The sequence below is a fragment of the Jannaschia faecimaris genome (assembly GCF_900107415.1).
Lineage (GTDB): Bacteria > Pseudomonadota > Alphaproteobacteria > Rhodobacterales > Rhodobacteraceae > Jannaschia > Jannaschia faecimaris.
In genome coordinates, this window is the sequence record NZ_FNPX01000031.1 from 1 (window position 1) to 16,127 (window position 16,127).

General features: G+C 57.5%; 15 protein-coding genes and 1 pseudogene. 14 read left to right on the forward strand and 2 right to left on the reverse strand.

All coding sequences use genetic code 11. The features are described 5' to 3' along the window. The 5 genes and pseudogenes from BLV27_RS19200 to BLV27_RS18240 all read left to right on the forward strand — a co-directional run. Positions 1–108: pseudogene (locus BLV27_RS19200) on the forward strand (IS5/IS1182 family transposase); the annotation flags it as partial. 57 nt (positions 109–165) lie between these two features. Next, positions 166–1,461 carry an acyltransferase family protein gene (locus BLV27_RS18225; RefSeq protein WP_092647914.1) on the forward strand — a complete coding sequence of 432 codons (1,296 nt, stop codon included), beginning with the start codon at positions 166–168 and terminating at the stop codon, positions 1,459–1,461. Between the two features lie 271 nt (positions 1,462–1,732). Beyond that, entirely contained in the window at positions 1,733–2,749 is a 1,017-nt protein-coding gene (locus BLV27_RS18230; RefSeq protein WP_092647915.1) for an extracellular catalytic domain type 2 short-chain-length polyhydroxyalkanoate depolymerase, read from the forward strand. A 1,007-nt stretch (positions 2,750–3,756) separates the two neighbouring features. Beyond that, positions 3,757–4,020 (forward strand): cadherin repeat domain-containing protein, encoded by a 264-nt coding sequence (locus BLV27_RS18235; RefSeq protein WP_092647916.1) that lies wholly within the window; start codon positions 3,757–3,759, stop codon positions 4,018–4,020. A 9-nt stretch (positions 4,021–4,029) separates the two neighbouring features. After that, the gene (locus BLV27_RS18240) at positions 4,030–4,458 is read left to right on the forward strand and encodes an integrin alpha (protein ID WP_211605545.1); all 429 of its coding nucleotides are present in this window, start codon (positions 4,030–4,032) and stop codon (positions 4,456–4,458) included. A gap of 713 nt (positions 4,459–5,171) precedes the next feature. Here the strand turns inward: BLV27_RS18240 and BLV27_RS18245 are convergent. Continuing rightward, a complete protein-coding gene (locus tag BLV27_RS18245; RefSeq protein ID WP_092647917.1) occupies positions 5,172–6,809 on the reverse strand; it encodes a winged helix-turn-helix domain-containing tetratricopeptide repeat protein in 1,638 nt (545 codons plus the stop codon). A gap of 171 nt (positions 6,810–6,980) precedes the next feature. On the opposite strand from BLV27_RS18245, the gene BLV27_RS18250 reads away from it, so the two are divergent. Next, positions 6,981–7,397 carry a hypothetical protein gene (locus BLV27_RS18250; RefSeq protein ID WP_092647918.1) on the forward strand — a complete coding sequence of 139 codons (417 nt, stop codon included), beginning with the start codon at positions 6,981–6,983 and terminating at the stop codon, positions 7,395–7,397. Between the two features lie 339 nt (positions 7,398–7,736). On the opposite strand, the gene BLV27_RS18255 is transcribed toward BLV27_RS18250, so the two are convergent. Next, positions 7,737–9,098, reverse strand: a complete 1,362-nt coding sequence (locus BLV27_RS18255; RefSeq protein WP_092647919.1) for an aminotransferase-like domain-containing protein — start codon at positions 9,096–9,098, stop codon at positions 7,737–7,739. 249 nt (positions 9,099–9,347) lie between these two features. Here BLV27_RS18255 and BLV27_RS18260 point away from each other — a divergent pair, with 249 nt between their 5' ends. The 8 genes from BLV27_RS18260 to BLV27_RS18295 all read left to right on the forward strand — a co-directional run bounded on the left by BLV27_RS18260 (position 9,348) and on the right by BLV27_RS18295 (position 15,735). Beyond that, positions 9,348–9,830, forward strand: a complete 483-nt coding sequence (locus BLV27_RS18260; RefSeq protein WP_092647920.1) for an MSMEG_0572/Sll0783 family nitrogen starvation response protein — start codon at positions 9,348–9,350, stop codon at positions 9,828–9,830. A 54-nt stretch (positions 9,831–9,884) separates the two neighbouring features. Continuing rightward, positions 9,885–10,850 carry a Nit6803 family nitrilase gene (locus BLV27_RS18265; protein WP_092647921.1) on the forward strand — a complete coding sequence of 322 codons (966 nt, stop codon included), beginning with the start codon at positions 9,885–9,887 and terminating at the stop codon, positions 10,848–10,850. 1 nt (position 10,851) lies between these two features. Continuing rightward, the gene (locus tag BLV27_RS18270; RefSeq protein WP_092647922.1) at positions 10,852–11,976 is read left to right on the forward strand and encodes an MSMEG_0568 family radical SAM protein; all 1,125 of its coding nucleotides are present in this window, start codon (positions 10,852–10,854) and stop codon (positions 11,974–11,976) included. Continuing rightward, entirely contained in the window at positions 11,973–12,515 is a 543-nt protein-coding gene (locus BLV27_RS18275) for an MSMEG_0567/Sll0786 family nitrogen starvation N-acetyltransferase (RefSeq protein ID WP_092647923.1), read from the forward strand. Before BLV27_RS18270 ends, BLV27_RS18275 begins: the two co-directional genes overlap by 4 nt. Continuing rightward, positions 12,512–13,486: a sll0787 family AIR synthase-like protein gene (locus tag BLV27_RS18280; RefSeq protein WP_244504754.1), complete on the forward strand. Its 975-nt coding sequence runs from the start codon at positions 12,512–12,514 to the stop codon at positions 13,484–13,486. The genes BLV27_RS18275 and BLV27_RS18280 overlap by 4 nt, the downstream gene beginning before the upstream one ends. Further along, a complete protein-coding gene (locus tag BLV27_RS18285) occupies positions 13,479–13,757 on the forward strand; it encodes an MSMEG_0570 family nitrogen starvation response protein (RefSeq protein WP_092647925.1) in 279 nt (92 codons plus the stop codon). The genes BLV27_RS18280 and BLV27_RS18285 overlap by 8 nt, the downstream gene beginning before the upstream one ends. Beyond that, entirely contained in the window at positions 13,739–15,022 is a 1,284-nt protein-coding gene (locus tag BLV27_RS18290) for an MSMEG_0569 family flavin-dependent oxidoreductase (RefSeq protein ID WP_092647926.1), read from the forward strand. Before BLV27_RS18285 ends, BLV27_RS18290 begins: the two co-directional genes overlap by 19 nt. A 245-nt stretch (positions 15,023–15,267) precedes the next feature. Further along, positions 15,268–15,735, forward strand: coding sequence for a nuclear transport factor 2 family protein (locus BLV27_RS18295; RefSeq protein ID WP_092647927.1), 468 nt, complete (start codon positions 15,268–15,270; stop codon positions 15,733–15,735). The last annotated feature ends 392 nt before the right edge of the window (positions 15,736–16,127 follow it).

Genomic DNA, 16,127 nt, shown 5'->3' on the forward strand with positions numbered 1-16,127 from the left:
TTCGGTCGCCTCAAAGACTGGAGGCGAGTAGCGATGCGCTACGACAGGTCTCCAGCCGTGTTCCTCTCGGCCATCGCCCTCGCCGCAACCGTGATTTTCTGGTTATGAGTCCTGAGCCTAAGGGCGGAGAGCCGCCATTCGCCGCAGCCTGCACGAAAGTCCGGCATGTGTTCTGAAGCCGTGGCGGCGTCACCGGCGATACTTGAGTTGTTGACCGGATCAGAAGCACACCCGAGACTTCACCAAGACATCTCCGATGTGGGCCATGCCTTGCGCCCTACGGAAGAACCACCGAAGGGGGCCGAAGTCATGACCAGGCGACACGAACTCGATTGGTTGCGTGTCTTTCTGTTCGCTCTCCTCGTTCCGCACCATGTCGCTGTCGGTTTCGTGGACTGGGGCGTCGATATCTACAAATTTGTTAATGATCGGCTGGCCGGTGACGGACTGACGTTGTTCATCTATTGGAGCCATAGTTGGCGGCTCCCATCGCTATTCATGATCGCTGGTCTGGGAACCTGGTTTCTAACAGCCAGAGGGATCGGCATTCACGTGATGGGGCCCCGTTTTCTTAGCCTGCTGGCACCTCTCATTTTTGCCACAGCCTTCATCAATGTTTTTGGAGGCTATGCTATTGCAAAGATGACCGGAACGACTACTGGGCTCATATCCTTCTGGTGGGATTGGCTAACTGAACTAGAGCCGAGGCAGGTTCAACACCTATGGTTTTTAATTAACCTGACACTCTATACTCTTTTTCTCTGGCCAATTTTTGCTTTGAGAGATCAGATCGCAAGAGCGGTGCCGAAACCTCCTCTGCTCCTTGCGGCTCTCGTCATCGCGTCAGCTGCGTCGGTTGTTCTGCTCAAGCCTTACGAGGCAGCGTTGACGGGCGACAATTATCAGTTTGTTCTCTACTTAATTTTCTTTCTTGGAGGCTACTTGATCGGCGCGGATCACGTTCAAGTCCTCGACTGGGCCAAGCGACAGACGTGGTGGCTTCTGGCCTCGGCGATCATCCTTTTCATCATCAAAGCAACGCTCCTGACGCTTGCGCTAACCGACGATCTTGATACCGGTCAGGCCTTGGCAGAGGGGGGGTGGGTTACCCAAGGTCTTTCGCCCCAGAATGCGACGGTGTTTTCGATCGTCGAGGCCGCCACAGCTTGGTTCTGGTGTGTCGCGGCCCTGGGGCTGGCAAGCCGTTTCCTAAACAGACCCGGAAGACTCCTCCCCGCATTCAATCGGGCAGTGTTTCCGCTTTATGTCCTTCATTTCCCGCTGACCCTAATTGGTCTCGCCTTAGCGGCGCAATTCTCGGCACCCTGGTGGATCGAATTCTTCGTGCTGCTCATCTTTGTTTACATTGGGTCTTGGATACTCTGGCGAATATTCGATCATATCGGCCCTGCGGCATTCTTGGTGGGAGGAAAGCCCGTCAAGCCTACATATGACAAGTGATCGTGACCAAATACACGATCGGTCCAATCGCGCGATTGTCAGCTTGATACGTGCTCCTTCGTCGAAGACCAGAATGACCGCAGATCGTAGCTTACGTCAGTTTTCGATTTCGGGGGAGCACCTCACTGCGCCCGTTTTGACTATGCTTCGATCTGTTCCTTCGTCCTCAGATGGGGAAACGAAGTAGAGTGAGATTTTCCGGTATCATCCCGTGTGAAAGCCTGTCACCCGTTGGAAGGGAAGCATTTCCCACCTCCAGGAGTACTAGGCGATGGTAAATTCGCTCCGGCTTGCATTGGCCTTTGCATTTGTCTCAAACTTCGCGGTCGCCGAGCCGCTACCCAGCCTTAATCTCGAACCCGAAGCGACAACCGTGTCCGGATTATCCAGCGGGGCATTCATGGCTGTGCAACTGCAAGTCGCCTTTTCGAGCGCCATCTCGGGCGCGGGTATTGTCGCGGGTGGGCCATATGACTGCGCGGATCAATCGCTATGGCGCGCGCTCTTTGTGTGCATGGATCCGTTTTTTGTCGATGCCGACCCAGAAAGGTCCTTTGAATCGATGAAAGCTCTGGCGGCAGAGAACCGCATAGACCCGCTGCAGGATATCTTGCCCGACAGGCTGTATCTGTTTCATGGCAACGCCGACGACACCGTTGCCCGATCGACCATGGACGCCTTGAGGCAGACCTATGAGTTGCTCGGCGTGACTGCAGCAAACATGGTCTATGTGACAGATGTCGAAGTCGGGCACGGATTTGCCACCGAGCAGGGACCCGTGGCCTGCAATGCAATCCGCCCAGATTTCCTCATTGATTGTGATTTTGATCAGGCGGGCGAAATTCTGAACCAGCTTTACGGAGACCTGTCGCCCCCAGTTGATGCAAGAGACAAGGGGTTCGTGATTTTTGACCAGGCTGGGTATACCGAAAGTGCCCCCGGCATGGACGATCTTGCCTTTGTCTATGTCCCGGCTGACTGCGCCGCGGGGGAACGCTGCCGCCTGCACATAGCACTGCATGGCTGCCAGCAAGGACGACAGGCTATCGGAGAGAATTTTGCAAGGCTGACAGGCTACAACCAATGGGCCGAGGCAAACAGGATCGTCGTGCTTTATCCACAGGCTCTCAGGATACCGGCACCCTTGTACAACTGGTTTTCCGGAAATCCGAGAGGGTGCTGGGACTGGTGGGGCTATTCGGGGCCGGACTATTTGAGTCGAACGGCCCCGCAAATGTCCGCCGTCGCACGGATTGCAGCAGCACTTGGCGCGCCACTCCAGCAATAAAGTACTTCTCTCTTTGGCCAACTTTGCTGACAGCAGAACTAATCTTCGCCTTGTCTGATGACAGACATCTTGCACCATAAGGTATTGCGCTCAGCACGAATGACCGAAATGACGGGCCGCACCGCAGTATTGAGAGGTCGTCGTGAAGTTCGGCTCTGGGTCGAATGTGACGGTTGAGGTTACTCGGACGAAGGGCGGCAAAGTCCGCCGAGCAGGCCTCGGTGCAAAACGCAGCGAAGGTCCGCTCCCCGCCCATCATGTCGACCGACGCGAACGGCCCAGAGCGGACATTGACCGCTATCTCTAGCGCCGCAATGCGGCTCTTGAATTGCTGCCGTTCGTTCACCGTGCAGCATCTTGTCACCTTAACCGTCGGTCAGCGGAACAAGCCGAAGATCGGTGGCATTTGCTTCATTCGTTCTTGCAGCTCGCCGCAGCGGCCTTGGCCATCTCCTCTTCCGCACCCGATAAATGCAGGCAGATTGGCAAAGCATTTGATTTTCGGAATTATTTCCCACAAACTGCCACGCCGCTTATTAACCGCTGATCATGCACGCTCTGGTTGAAAGTCTTGGTAAATCCCAACTTTGAAATTTCCAAGAACGGAACTTTCACGGTAGTTAATCCTTTAGGTTGAAGTTTTGTAATTCTCCATAGTCGGAGCGTCTCGATGCGAATTTGTACTGGTGATTGAGCGCGCAACTTTTTCTTGAGCGCTTTAGGCAGTGCATTCGTAACGTAACACTAAGCAATCATCCAATGAGCCTGGGCCTTGCTCGGACTTTTTCGGTCTCGTGCCAGATGCCCAGCGATCGGTCCAAGGAGTGATTGCGCCAGTGATACTTTGGAGAATAAAGATGACCGTCGCCATCAACAGATTAACGAACCCATTTGAGAAATCGATTATGAACTCGAATATGACTCAACTGGAAAAGGAATAACAGTATAACAATTACTGCGCTGCGGTTGAGCTTGGATACGTTCCGCCGGTCGAGATTATTGACGAAATGGCGTCGATCCTGAGCGCCGATGTGCTAACCCCCGAAGCCGAAGCGCAGTTGGAGGAACTGATCGCCTGCATCAACGCGGAACTCGGCCCGGTCATAACGTCCTTCGACAGCGCCGACAGCGGCAGCATCACGATTGATGAGAACACGACCTTCGTCGCCACGATCGCGGCGGAGGACCGATATTCGCTTAACGGCGGAGCCGAGGCGCTGACCCATTCCATCGTAGGCGGGGCCGATATGACGCTGTTCCACATCGATTAAGAAACGGGCGTGCTGATATTCAGAGCGCCGCCCGATTACGAGGCACCTCCTATTGGCGGCGACAACATCTATGACGTGGTCGTGCAGGTGAACGACGGCGCGGTGCTGATGGACACGCAGGCGATCCAGGTGACGGTGGCGAATGTGAACGAAGTCCCGCCGCTTCCCGGTACCTTTGGCTTCGTGCTGAACGGGATCGATGCGGGTGACCTAAGCGGCCGTTCCGTTGCCTCTGCCGGGGATGTGAATGGCGACGGCATAGACGACATTCTTATCGGTGCCTACCAAGCGGATCCAGGTGACGTCGAAGGTGCAGGCGAGACCTATGTGGTGTTCGGCGGCGCCGATCTTCTGGCGCTTTATGACGCGGCGGACGGGGTCAGTGACGGGGCGATCGAGCTGAGCCTGCTCGGCACCGATCCGACGGACTGCGTGTAGCCGGTTTGAACGCGACACCCTGCCAAGGTCGGTCAAGGCGTGTTTGATCGCCTGCTCCGGCCACGGCGGGGTTCGCAACCTTCAACCCGACGCCCGAATCCCTGAACACATGCCAAGGGCCGCCTCCGACAAGGGAGGCGGCTTTTCGCCTTCCAGGATGAATGCAACATTTGGCCGGACCGATTGGGATATGCGAATTAGGTATTGGCTTGAACGCTGCAACCAAGTCCAAGGATGCGGCCCCTGTCCCGCGCGGCATGTCGGTCTGAATCGCATAAGGCAGCATTGTCTGAGCTGCCCAAGCTCGCCGTTCAAGAATGATCTGCGGTGCACGAATGCTGTTACGGTGAAGCTGCGCCGCGGCGGTAACAACGCCGGTCAACGGCTGCAAAAGGCCGGAAGCGCCAGTTTGACCAACCGACGCCAACCGCGGCAAAGTCCCGCATAGCTGACGTTCGTACGCCGCGCAGCGAACGTCGAGGCTCCGCCTTTCGCGTCGAATGAAGTGCTTCGTTCCAAGGTCTCGAATAGGCTCAGAGCCGCCGCTTGCCGCATGTTGCATGAAGGACCGCATAGGGTCGGGAGCGACGCGCGCCAGAGATGACCGGCTGCGATTTCTGTTGCACTCCCGCAAGTCGGCTTCGAGCACTTTCTCACCGATGCAGCGCCATCCGGGAACGGCAGCTTTCGGGAATGTTCGGAAGCGTCCTACCCTATTCGGGTAGTCCGGCGCTCTTCAAGCTAGACAACCAAACCTTCCGATTTTCTGGGTGGTTTTTCGATCCGGCAAACTGCCGTTTCATCGCCGAAATCGACAGCTTCGGATTAATGAGAAGTGCTGCGTCGATAGCTTGCCGCGCCTCGTCGCTCCGATTGAGTTCGATCATGTTGGCCGCGCGCAACAGGTGATGGAACACCCGCCAAGTATCGCTTGTCGCTACTGCGCCCAGATGTCGTGCCGCGTCCAGCGCCTCTTCGTGCCGTCCGAGATGGAATAAAATGTGCCCCTTATAGAAGAACATATTCTGCAGCATCGGATCCCGCGGACTCAGCTTGATTGCCATTTCTATCTGCGGCAACGCACGATCCTGCATGCGGAACCAGTCATAAGTATGCGCAAGTTCTAGCCGGATACGGGCATCGTTTGGGTTCAACCCTACCGCACGCTCGAGGTTGGCGACGGCCCGGTCGGCGTCGCCGGTAAATCGGTAAATGTAGCCGAGCGCAGCGTGCGCCTGGGCATCTTGGTCGTCCAGTTCTATAGCACGTGTGGCCGCTTCGGTCGCCGACACCAGTGTATCTTGCGGGCTGTCGCTCCACTGGAAAAAGAATATCGTTCCAAGCGCTCGGGCCTTCAGACTATGAGCCGCGGCAAAATCGGGATCACGTTCAATCGCATCCTGCGCAAAGGCCAACGCGTCCAACTGAGCGATCTTCGAAAAGACCGCCTGACGCGCGCGGCCTTGAAGATAAAGATCCCAAGCACCGAAGTCTTCGGTCGGCTTTTCCCGCAGTCGCGCCGTATCGGATTGGTAGATTTCAGGGAGCAACTGACCTGCAATCGCCTGGCTGATCTCATCCTGGACAGTGAAGGCATCGGTCAATCTTCGGTCGAAGACTTCCGCCCAAATAGTTGCGCCAGAGTCCACATTGATAAGCTCGCCGCTGACACGCACATTGTCATTTGACCGGCGCACGCTTCCCCGGACAACATATCCAACGCCGAGGTCGCGGGCGATCTCCATCGGTGTCGCTTGCGCGTCTGCGTAGGAGAATACGGTTGCACTGGAGACCACAAACAGCTCTCGATGACGGGACAGATGCGCGGTGAGGTCATCCGTCAATCCGGCGACGAAATACTGAAATGCATTCTCGCCGCTAAGATTTTCAAATTGTACGACGGCCAGCGAGGGTTTTTCTGTTTCCAGCACCGTTGAGCGGTCGGTTGACCAGAGCAAGAGAATTGCAATCAGCGCCATCGCCGCGACAGCGCCCGCAACCGAAATCCACCAACGTGATGGCTTGGCGCTTGGCTCTTCCTCCTCCCCGACTTCCAGAACCGTAGCAACAAAGCGAAACCCGCGCTTGGGAAAGGTTTTGATAAACTTGGGCGATGCCGCAGTGTCGCCCAGAGCCTTCCGCACGGAACGAATTCGCGTATTCAGGGCCGCATCCGTGATCGCATTTCCGCCCCAGATCTCATCTACAATGTGCTGTTTGTCGACAATCTTGTGCCGGTTGACGACAAGGAAATGAAGTAGCAGCAAGGCTTGGGGCTCCAGGGCGACTGGATCGCCTTCACGTGTGAGCCCCTTGTCCGGATCAAGCTGGAATTCTCGAAATTTGAACATCCGCTAGCTTACAGCCGGCTAGGTCGTTCGCTCAACACTCTTCGACAAATGTCATCTGGATATCAGGAAACGTCAGATCGCGGTCAAGCGTCGGCCTTACGCGTTGTCTAGATGCGGTACGAGGGCAAGCGCCCCGAACCAATGAACCAGGCTTCACCAAGGAGATCAGAAATGACACGCTTGAGAACTTCATCCTTTGCCGCCGCAATAGCCCTGATAGGCAGCGCCACGTTTGCTGGCACCGAGCTTGAGACAGCCCTGAATAACGGCGGCGAGCGGCTCACAGCAGATCAGATTTCAGAGCTTCTGATCGGCAACACGGTAACCGCGATATCTGGCGACAAGACCTTTCGCTTCTTTTATGACCCCAGCAATGTCGTGACCGGCGAGCTGACCAATGGCGGATGGGAGGGGACAGGCAGCTTTGCAATTACCGACGCGGATAATATCTGCGTATCCATGGCCGCGGACAAAGGCCGCTTTCGGTGTCTGACCGTGGTTCGCGATGGTGAGATCCTTCGAAAGTTCGACAAAAACGGCAAAATGACCTTTGAACTGGTCGACTTCGAACCGTCGACAGGTCTCTGAGTTCCATTCCTGTCAGATCACTCACTGGGCCAAAGCCGCCATTGAGTGACAAGAGGACACGGCAGCTTTGTCCCGCATAGCGGTCCTTGGAGCACAACGTGGGCAGGGTCCGCTACCGGCCCCCATACCAGACCTTCGGGCTCGGCGCAGCAAACGGCTGCTCTGAGCCCACAGTATCCGATGCTGCAGAGTGCATAGAGGACAGTTGAGGGCAGAAAACAGACGCCGGTGGCCACGCGGCGGAATTTTGTATCAGCAAGCAAGGCGCACGACCGGGTATCGCATTTCGTTCCTGCGCCGTTTCTCATCAGCAGGTAGCTTTTACCCGAGGCGAAAGCCTTAGTCCGTACTCGACATCAAATATGCGAGAAGACCCAAGGCGTCGCGCAACTGGTTTCGCTGAATTTGCCCGCCCAGGCAGACACGGATTGCTTCGGTTGGGCTGCCGGAAACGGTGAAGGCGTCTGACGGCATGATCCCCACGCCCGTGCCTGCCATGCGCCCGATAATGTCAGCCCGCGTGACGCCTTCGGGAAGGTGTAGCCAGACATTGAAGGCATATGGTGCTGCTTCAAAGTGAAACCCGTCCAAGGCTTGGGAGGCAATGGCCTGACGCGCCTGTGTTTCCTCGCGGACAAATCGGCGAATGCCGTCTGCAGTGCCGTCGACGATCCAGCGTGTTGCGAGTGCCATCATCAGGGGCGACGGCATGACCGAGATGATCTTGATCTGATGCGCCAGTTCGCGGGCAGCATGGCTGTTTGGGGCGACGGTGTAAGCAAGGCGCAACCCTGCGCCGATACACTTTGCAAGCCCGCCAATGTGCCAGACCAGATCGGGCGCAAAGCTGGCCAGAGGTGCCGGGGGGTGGGGTGGGATGAAGCCGTAGGCGTCATCCTCGATCAGGGGTAAGCCATGGGAAATGATCACGTCTGCAATTGACTGTCGACGTGACAGAGTGATTGTCCGGGTCGTTGGGTTGTTCAGCGTCGGGTTGAGATACAGCGCCTTGGGTTGATGGTCCCCGATGGCTGTTTCGAGTGCTGCGGGGTCGATGCCTACTGCATCGCCGGGAAGCCCCACAAGGCGCAGGTTCAGCCGGGCGCAGATGCTGCGTATCCCGGGATAAGTCACATCCTCGGACAGGATGACATCCCCCGGCTTGGTCAGGCTCATCAGAATCGCAAGGATCGTCGGATGTGCGCCGGGTGTCACCGCGAGCCGGTCGAGAGACGGAACCAGACCGCGCAGCGACAACCACGTCGATGCGGCCTCTTTGTCGATTTGACTGCCGGTAGACGATTGGTAGCGCAGCAAATCGAGCAGGTTGGCTGTGACGGTCTGCACGCCCGCCTCCATCCGTGCAAGCAAGGTTGGGTCATCTGGTTCCGGGGGCAAGTTCATGGTCAGATCGACGTCGGCGTGTCGGCGTTGCTCGCGTTGTGGATCCGTCGGTTTGGTGCCAATCACGAAGGTGCCGCGCCCAACATGGCTGTTTACCAATCCGCGTTTCCGTGCCTCGACGTAGCCACGAGAGACGGTGGTATAGTCGATACCCAGCCGGTCAGCAAGTTTGCGTTGGGGCGGCAAGCGCACGCCGTCTCGCAGGGTGCCGTTTGCGATCCCCGCTGCGATCGCGTCAGCAAGCTGTAAATAACGTGCAGGCCCGTCGCCTCTTAGAATCGGTGTCCAGTCTTTCATGATGAATAGCTATCCCGCTGCCATCGTGAATTGAAGCGATTTGTATGGATTTGGTTGGAAGGCAGTAGCAATCCCTTTGCAAACAGCATCAGTAATAGGCGCATTTCCCAAGAATATCGCAGGCAGAGCGAAATTAATGAAAATATTGTCTGCATAATTGATTCATCAATTGATTGGATTACAGCTTGCGCGACAGGGTCGTTGTACACAGCGGCCAGCATCGGCCGACCAATCCAAGGGGAGCCTGATATGCCCGCAGTCACGCAAGAAAAACACAAGGACGGCGATTTCTTCGTCGATTATGAAGACAAGGTATTCGAAGATGTGAAGGCAGAGCCGGGCCAAAAGGCTCTGGTGACCTTTCACACGGTAGCCTTCGAAGGTTCGATCGGTCTGGTCAATATGCTGAACGCCATCCGTCTCGCCCGAAAAGGGTTCGAGACATCGATTCTGCTGTACGGGCCGGGCGTCACGCTTGGTCTTCAGCGCGGCTTTCCAACTCTGGGCGATGCGGCGTTTCCCGGCCACCAGAACTTTGCGGATAACCTCAAAAAGTTCATGGCCGAGGGCAGCAAAATCTATGCTTGCCGCTTTGCCTTGCAGGCGCTGTACGGTCACGGTGAAGCGTCGCTGCTGCCCGGTATCATCCCGATTGCGCCTCAGGATGTCTTGGACCTCAAGCTCCTGCACGTGCGCGACAATGCAGTCATCGTCGATACTTGGACGCTTTAATCGTCCCAGTGCCGGGGCGTCTGACGTCCCGGCTTACATGTTCGGAGAGACCCAATGTCACGGATCGTCAAGGCGGCAGCCGTCCAGATTGCACCGGATCTTACCAGCCGCGAAAAGACGCTGGCCCGCGTGCTTTACGCTATAGACGAGGCAGCCGGTAACGGCGCGGACTTGATCGTCTTCCCCGAAACCTTCGTGCCTTTTTACCCCTATTTCTCGTTTGTTCTCCCGCCTTGCCAGCAAGGCAAGCCGCATCTTCAGTTGTATGAACAGGCGGTGACAGTTCCGTCTGACGATACGCGCCGCGTAGCTGAACGCTGTGCCCAACACGGCGTGGTTGTTGTGCTTGGCGTAAATGAGCGCGACCGTGGCTCATTATATAATGCCCAGTTGATTTTCGACGCCGAAGGTACGCTATTGCTCAAACGGCGCAAAATCACCCCGACATACCACGAACGGATGGTCTGGGGCCAAGGCGACGGTGCGGGTTTGCAGGTTGTTGACACCCGCGTCGGGCGTGTTGGCGCTTTGGCTTGCTGGGAGCATTACAATCCGCTCGCCCGCTATGCACTGATGGCACAGCACGAGGAAATCCACGTCGCACAGTTTCCGGGGTCGCTCGTCGGGCCCATTTTTGGGGAGCAGATCGAAGTCACAATGCGTCACCACGCCCTCGAGTCCGGCTGTTTTGTCGTGAATGCAACAGGCTGGCTGACCGATGAACAGATCGAGAGCATTACGACGGACACTGCCTTGCAAAAGGCCCTGCGTGACGGGTGTATGACATGCATTGTCACGCCGGAGGGGCGGCACGTCGTGCCACCTTTGACCAGCGGTGAAGGAATTCTTTACGGCGACCTCGACATGGCGCTTGTGACCAAGCGCAAACGGATGATGGATTCCGTCGGTCACTATGCCCGCCCCGAGCTTCTTTCCCTGCATCACAATACCGATCTGACACCCACACGGCACACAACCGCAACTGGCCCTCAATTTCAGCCGATCCCATTGGAGGACTGATATGCAAGTCACAACTGGCGACCTGATCAACGACCTGCAAACCCGCGGCATGCGCCTTGTCGATCCCCACGCCGGGGCCGACAGCAGGCGTGGCGGGGCTGGGCCAACCGACCACAAAGCTGTCACGATCGGCGGCATGACCGTTATGATCCCTGTCCATACGGCTACTGCTTATGACTCGCCCTACATGGTCGAAGCCCCCGATACCGCGGGCAATGCGCGCATTCTGAAGAACGGGGCGTTCTTTGCAGATGTTCAATTCCCACAGCGGGCCAAGTTCCTTGACCTGTCCACCGCTGACGGCGTCCCCTACAGCCACATTGCGCAGCTCCACGCCAAAGATGTGCTGGCCACGACCGTCCTGCAGACATGTGTCCGGTACGAAAGCCGCAAGAAGACCTGCAAGTTCTGCGCCATCGGTCAAAGCCTCGCCGCGGGTCGCACAATTGCCCACAAATCGCCTGCTCAGCTCGCCGAGGTCGCCCGCGCAGCGGTCATGCTCGATGGGGTCAAACATATGGTTATGACAACCGGTACGCCGGCAGGCAAAGATCGGGGTGCCAAGGTCTTGGCCGAAAGTGCCGAAGCGATCCGCGCCGCCGTTGATCTGCCGTTGCAGGCCCAGTGCGAACCCCCCGAGGATGACGCCTGGCACCGCCGGATGAAAGACGCAGGTATTGATAGCCTTGGCATGCATCTTGAGGTCGTGACCCCCGAGTTGCGCCAGCAAATCATGCCCGGCAAGGCGCAAGTCTCGTTGGAAAAATACTTCGACAGTTTCGCCGCTGCGGTCGAAGTTTTTGGCTGGGGTCAGGTTTCAACCTATATCCTTGCGGGTTTGGGCGACACCGAAGAGGCGATCCTGGCGATGTGCGAGCGCCTGACCGCGATTGGCGTCTATCCTTTTGTGGTGCCTTTCGTGCCTGTCACTGGCACCCCGTTGGAAAGCCATCCTGCGCCGACGTCTGCTTTCATGCACAATGTGCTCGGTCCCTTATCGCAGATGATCATTAACGAGGGAATGCGGGCAGAAGATATCAAGGCGGGCTGTGGCCGCTGTGGGGCTTGTTCGGCCCTCTCAGCATTTGAAAAGTTCAAGCGCCCCACGATGGAAACCGTGTCATGATCATCGAACGCCCCGCCGCCTTTGTGACCCCGGAATTTTTGATCCGGCTTGCCACGGAAAGCTGGGAAATCGGTGGGGCGGCCTCCCTGCGGCACCGGACATTCGTGACCGAACAGGGCATTTTCGAGGGGCACGATCGCGACGTCACAGACCGCCACGCCCTGCCCTTGGTGGCTATATCCACGATGGCGTCAGAGGCGGATGAGGTCGTTGGCACAGTGCGCATTCATGAAGACACGCCGGGCGTTTGGTGGGGCGGACGTTTGGCTGTGGCCCCTGCCTATCGCCGCGTGGGGCGTCTTGGCGTCGAATTGATCCGTCTTGCGGTCGGCACCGCACATGCGCGTGGATGCCACACGTTTCTGGCCCACGTGCAAATGCAAAACGTGGCGATGTTTGAAAGTTTGGAGTGGCAGTCCGTGGGCGAAACGGATCTCCGCGGCCATCCCCACATGAAGATGCAGGCTAACCTTGCCGCCTATCCCTCCGTGACCGACCCCGCCCGTGGCTGGATGTCTCTGAGACGGCGCGCCGCATGACCGACGTCGCCGCCCTTGCCGCGCATCTGGCCGCGCACCCGCATGTGACTGGAAAGCGCGATATCGACATTGCCCGCGCGGCCCTTGGGCTGTCGCAGAACAGTCCCGGGCGCCCGGGCGACGATGCTGCCGCGATCCCCGATGGGGACGGCTGGCAGCTTATGGCGACCGAGGGGTTCATGAACGATTTTGTGGCCTCAGCACCGTGGTTCGCAGGCTGGTGCGCGGTGATGGTCAACATCAGCGATATCCTCGCCATGGGTGGCAGACCCACCGCCGTGACCAATGCGCTTTGGGCACCGGACGCGGCTTCCGCTGCAGAGATCCTGCGTGGCATGAAAGAAGCGTCAGAGGCCTACGGTATCCCGATCGTTGGGGGGCACACGAACCTGCGCACGGCCCAACCGCAACTCGCAGCGGCTATCTGGGGTCGCGCCAAGGCGTTGATTACCAGCTTCGACGCACAACCTGGCGATCTGCTGATCGCGTGTGCTGACATGCGCGGGGCCTATGCAGGCGATAACAGCAACTTTCCCGCTTTCCTGAAAGCCCCTCACGCGCGCCTGCGCGCAGACATGGAAATCCTGCCCGGGCTGGCCGAAGACGGCCTTGTAACGGCGGGCAAGGATATCAGTCAGGGCGGCATCGCCGGGACTGCGCTGATGCTGGCCGAATGTTCCGGCGTTGGTATTACGATCGACCCCGACCGTATCTCGTCGCCGGATGGCGATCTGGCCCGCTGGATGACGGCCTTTCCGAGCTTTGGCTTTTTGCTGACCGCGACACCTGCAAACGCAGCCAAAGTCCTTTCACGTTTTCACGCGTATGAAATCGAAGCGGCCGTCATCGGCACTGTTGATGCCGGGAGCAGCCTGCGCCTCACGGACGGCACCACGCACCATGCGATCTGGGACCATGCCGCCGCCCCCTATCTCGGTCTTTCCCCCATAAAGGAGGCGTCCCATGCCTGAGACACGATTTCGGATCCTTTGGCCCGACGGGCTGGAAGAAGACTGCTATTCGCCGTCTACCGTGATCCACGACCACCTGACGGCAGGGCAGACGTATCGCGTGGATGACTTTGACACGCGCAGCCGCATCGCCCTTGATCTGGCCGCCCGACGTATCGAGGCAAAACATGGGTTCCGCTGCAGCTCTGCCGACGCGCAAGCGGCCAAGCTCGCCAGCGCCATCGCCCGCTACAAACCTGAGGAGACTGTCATATGTCTTTCAATACGCTGATCCCCAAATCGCGGGCCCATGTCACAACGGTGATCGTAGGAGCCGGTCAGGCAGGCATGTCCGCGTCGTATTACCTGTGCCAGGCCGGGGTCGATCACGTCGTGCTTGAGCGACATCAGCGGTTCCATGCTTGGAAAGAAGATCGCTGGGACAGTTTTTGTCTGGTGACGCCGAACTGGCAGTGCAGATTGCCGGATTTTCCCTACCGCGGCGATGATCCGACGGGCTTTATGGTCAAAAACGAGATTGTCTCCTATGTCGAGGGCTTTTGTGACAGTTTCGATGCCCCGCTGCACGAGGGTGTGACGGTGACCCGTGTCGAAAAAGTGGATGGCATCTTCGAGGTCGACACCGATCAGGGGCTTTGGTCCGCTGACAACGTAATTGTCGCGTCGGGAGGCTATGACCGCCCCATCACTCCGCCCTTTGCCAGCAAGTTGGCACCGGGTATTATGCAGATACACTCCAAATCTTATCGTCGCCCGTCGGACATCCCAGACGGCACGTGCCTTGTCGTTGGCACAGGCCAATCCGGTGTGCAACTGATGGAGGACCTGAGGATCGCTAGACGTGATGTGCGGCTGGCTGTCGGCCCCGCACCGCGCAGCCCGCGCTGGTATCGTGGGAAGGATGCAACGGACTGGCTGCATCAAATGGGTTACTACGATATCACTATCGCGCAGCAACCTGATCCAAAATCTACCGAGGCAAAAACCAACCACTATATGTCAGGCCGGGATGGCGGCCACGAGATCGACCTTCGCCGCTTTGCGATGCAGGGGCTGCAAATGTACGGCTCGGTCTCGGATATGGATGGGACCACTATTCGGTTTTTGCCAGACCTGGAACAGAACCTCGATGATGCTGACAAAAGCTATCTTGGTATCCGCGAAACAATTGACCACTACATTGCGCGTGAAGGGATAGATGCACCGCTCGAGCCACCCTTCGAAAAAGTCTGGCGTCCCGATGCCGAGATCACAGAAATTGATGCTGCCGTTGAAGGGATCACCTCCGTTCTGTGGTGCATCGGCTTTCGCCCGAACTATGACTGGCTTCAGGTAGATTGTCTGGACGCGCGGGGTCGTCCTGTGCATACGCGCGGAGTCTGTGATGAGGATGGCATGTTCTTTCTGGGGCTCGGCTGGCTCCATACTTGGGGTTCGGGCCGTTTTCTCAGCGTGGCAGAGGATGCCGCCCATGTCGCCATGACGATTGCGAGCCAAAACAAACCAGCAACCAAACGAGTTAAGTCTGCTGTATGACAAGACGCTCAGATAGTTCGAAAGTGCGTGTTTGATTTTAAAGCTTACAGATGGCCACCATCGGGGGCATCAAGGTCAAATGCTCTGATCTTGGTCATCGATGATGCGCGTTCCTTGATCGTTTGACAGGCCGATGCGACCCATGTGCCGGATTTTCAAGAACTCCTCGTTTCCCCGACGCTGTTGCGTCGCGTCCGCAGCTTGAACATCACCTTTGACACCTTGCCCAGAAAGGAAGTTTTCCCATGGAAACCCGCCCCCCACTCCCGCCGTTCACCCGCGACACAGCAATTCAAAAGGTGCGCCTTGCCGAAGATGGCTGGAACACTCGGGACGCAGCCAAGGTCGCCACAGCCTACACGATCGACACCAAGTGGCGCAATCGCGCGACTTTCGTGAACAACCGTGACGAAGCTGAGGCGTTTCTGAAGGCAAAATGGATCCGCGAACTCGACTATCGGCTTATCAAGGAGCTTTGGGCTTTCACCGAGAACCGCATCGCTGTTCGCTACGCCTATGAATGGCACGACGACAGCGGCAATTGGTTCCGGTCCTATGGCAATGAAAATTGGGAATTCGCCGAAAGCGGGCTGATGGCAAACCGCTTTGCAAGTATCAACGACTTGCCCATCGCCGAGGCTGACCGCAAGTTTCTCTGGCCCCAAGGGCGCAGGCCGGACGACCATCCAGGGCTATCTGACTTGGGTTTGTGACCTTATGACCCGGAGTCAGCCAAGCGATGGATCGGTGATCGTCGAATAAGGGATGCGCAAAACACCAGTGCGGCCCTCGACTGGTGGTGGATTGACGGGTTCGAGCACGGCATCGACGTCTATCCACGGAAGCACGGTTTCGGGCGGTAGCAGAAATGCAAAGCCATCCGTCTAACGGCGACTTTGTCCGCATAGCGGACCTCGGCTCAGGGTGCACCAAATGTCCGGTTTCCGCCCTTCTTGAGAGAAGTACCTAGCAACTGTATTTCTCAGGTGGTCAGACGGGTCCACTTTTGGCGTGATCTGCAAAGCGCATTCGCGATTGTGACGAGCTTTCTGGCGACGGCGGTTATGACCACTTTATGGGGTTTTCCAGCAGCGCGCAGGCGATC

What these genes read in the sequence shown, in the direction of transcription:
- BLV27_RS18225 (WP_092647914.1), top strand. Translation starts at nt 166, where the DNA reads ATGTGTTCTGAAGCCGTGGCGGCGTCACCGGCGATACTTGAGTTGTTG.
- BLV27_RS18230 (WP_092647915.1), top strand. Translation starts at nt 1,733, where the DNA reads ATGGTAAATTCGCTCCGGCTTGCATTGGCCTTTGCATTTGTCTCAAAC.
- BLV27_RS18235 (WP_092647916.1), top strand. Translation starts at nt 3,757, where the DNA reads ATGGCGTCGATCCTGAGCGCCGATGTGCTAACCCCCGAAGCCGAAGCG.
- BLV27_RS18245 (WP_092647917.1), bottom strand. Translation starts at nt 6,809, where the DNA reads ATGTTCAAATTTCGAGAATTCCAGCTTGATCCGGACAAGGGGCTCACA.
- BLV27_RS18250 (WP_092647918.1), top strand. Translation starts at nt 6,981, where the DNA reads ATGACACGCTTGAGAACTTCATCCTTTGCCGCCGCAATAGCCCTGATA.
- BLV27_RS18255 (WP_092647919.1), bottom strand. Translation starts at nt 9,098, where the DNA reads ATGAAAGACTGGACACCGATTCTAAGAGGCGACGGGCCTGCACGTTAT.
- BLV27_RS18260 (WP_092647920.1), top strand. Translation starts at nt 9,348, where the DNA reads ATGCCCGCAGTCACGCAAGAAAAACACAAGGACGGCGATTTCTTCGTC.
- BLV27_RS18265 (WP_092647921.1), top strand. Translation starts at nt 9,885, where the DNA reads ATGTCACGGATCGTCAAGGCGGCAGCCGTCCAGATTGCACCGGATCTT.
- BLV27_RS18270 (WP_092647922.1), top strand. Translation starts at nt 10,852, where the DNA reads ATGCAAGTCACAACTGGCGACCTGATCAACGACCTGCAAACCCGCGGC.
- BLV27_RS18275 (WP_092647923.1), top strand. Translation starts at nt 11,973, where the DNA reads ATGATCATCGAACGCCCCGCCGCCTTTGTGACCCCGGAATTTTTGATC.
- BLV27_RS18280 (WP_244504754.1), top strand. Translation starts at nt 12,512, where the DNA reads ATGACCGACGTCGCCGCCCTTGCCGCGCATCTGGCCGCGCACCCGCAT.
- BLV27_RS18285 (WP_092647925.1), top strand. Translation starts at nt 13,479, where the DNA reads ATGCCTGAGACACGATTTCGGATCCTTTGGCCCGACGGGCTGGAAGAA.
- BLV27_RS18290 (WP_092647926.1), top strand. Translation starts at nt 13,739, where the DNA reads ATGTCTTTCAATACGCTGATCCCCAAATCGCGGGCCCATGTCACAACG.
- BLV27_RS18295 (WP_092647927.1), top strand. Translation starts at nt 15,268, where the DNA reads ATGGAAACCCGCCCCCCACTCCCGCCGTTCACCCGCGACACAGCAATT.